This is a genomic window from Sphingomonas changbaiensis NBRC 104936, assembly GCF_000974765.1.
GTDB lineage: Bacteria > Pseudomonadota > Alphaproteobacteria > Sphingomonadales > Sphingomonadaceae > Sphingomonas_B > Sphingomonas_B changbaiensis.
This window is the reverse complement of sequence record NZ_BBWU01000027.1, coordinates 1-1,729: the sequence shown is the minus strand read 5'-3', so window position 1 is coordinate 1,729 and position 1,729 is coordinate 1. Positions and strand designations below refer to the sequence as shown.

The following is a 1,729-nucleotide window of genomic DNA, read 5'->3' as shown; positions in this document are numbered from 1 at the left end:
TTTTGGGCGCGCAGACGCGCGCCCCCACCCCAGACCCCTCCCCTGAAGGGGAGGGGCTTGCCGTTGTGCAACTCACCCATAGATCGCCTCCTTGAACGGCTCGAAGCCGACCCGCCGGTACGTGTCGAGGAACCGCTCGCCCGGAGTCCGCACGTCGCGATATTTCTCGATCGCCCTCTCGACCGCATCGACGATGCCGTCCTCGTCGAAGCCGGGGCCGGTGATCTTGGCTGAGCTCGTGTCCTCCGCGCCCGATCCGCCGAGCAGCAGCTGGTAATTCTCGGTGCCTTTCCGGTCGACGCCCAGGATGCCGATATGTCCGGCATGGTGGTGGCCGCAGGCGTTGATGCAGCCGCTGATCTTGATCTTCAACTCGCCCAGGTCGAGTTGCCGATCCATGTCGGCGAACCGCTCGGCGATCTTCTGCGCGATCGGGATCGAGCGGGCATTGGCCAGACTGCAATAGTCGAGCCCCGGGCAGGCGATGATGTCCGTCACCAGATCCAGATTGACGTCGGCCAGCCCCGCCGCATCCAGCGCCTGCCAGACGGTGTAGAGGTCCCGCTTCGCCACGTAAGGAAGCACCAGATTCTGCGCATGGCTGACGCGCAATTCGTCGAAGCTGTATTGCTCGGCGAGGTCGGCCACGGTCTCCATCTGCTCGGCGGTGATGTCGCCCCCGATGCCGCCCACCTTCTTCAGGCTGACATTGACGATCGCATAGCCGGGGGCCTTGTGCGCGGCGGTCTGGCGATCGACCCACAACGCGAAGTCGGGATCGGACCGGTCGATCTCCTCGGGCAGCCCCGTCTCGAGCGGCGGCGGCGCGAAATAGGCCGCGATCCGCTCATATTCCACGCGCGGGAAATCGGTGCCGCGCTTCAGGATATGCCCGAATTCCTCTTCCACCTGACGGGTGAACTCGTCCTCGCCCAGCTCATGGACCAGAATCTTCATCCGCTGCTTGTGGATATTGTCGCGCCGCGCGTGCCGGTTCCACACGCGCAGCACCGCCTGCAGATACGAGAAGATCTGCTCGGCGGGCAGGAACGCGCGGATCGGATAGGCGATGAAGGGCGTGCGCCCCATGCCGCCGCCGGCGAACACCTCGAAGCCGGTCTCTCCCGCCTCGTTGCGCACGATCCTGAGCGCGAAGTCGTGCCAGCGCAGCGCCGCCCTGTCGCCCGGCGACGCGGTCAGCGCGATCTTGAACTTGCGCGGCAGGTAGCTGAACTCCGGATGGAAGGTCGTCGCCTGGCGCAGCAGCTCGGCCCAGGGGCGCGGGTCCTCGATCTCGTCGGCCGCGGCACCGGCATAGTGGTCGGCGGAGATGTTGCGGATGCTCTCGCCCGATGTCTGGATTGCGTGCATCTCGACGGTCGCAAGCTCGGCCAGGATGTCCGGCGCCTGTTCCAGCTTGATCCAGTGGTACTGGATGTTCTGCCGCGTCGTGAAATGCCCATAGCCGCGGTCATAGGTGCGGGCGATGTGGGCCAGCATGCGCATCTGCCGGCCGTTGAGCGTGCCGTACGGGATCGCGACGCGCAGCATGTACGCGTGGAGCTGGAGATAGAGACCGTTCTTCAGCCGCAGCGGCTTGAACTGATCCTCGGTGATCTCGCCGGCAATCCGCCGCCGCACCTGATCGCGAAATTCGTCCACGCGCGCATCGACAATCGCCTGGTCGTAAACGTCGTACTTATACATGGTGATAGTGCCCGATCGGGTT

1 protein-coding gene is annotated in these 1,729 nt (G+C 65.1%); it reads right to left on the bottom strand.

The window, feature by feature from the left end; genetic code table 11:
• Window positions 1-72: 72 nt before the first annotated feature.
• Complete coding sequence (locus tag SCH01S_RS06490) at window positions 73-1,707, bottom strand: nitrite/sulfite reductase (RefSeq protein WP_046347985.1); 1,635 nt, start codon at window positions 1,705-1,707, stop codon at window positions 73-75.
• Between the last annotated feature and the right edge of the window lie 22 nt (window positions 1,708-1,729).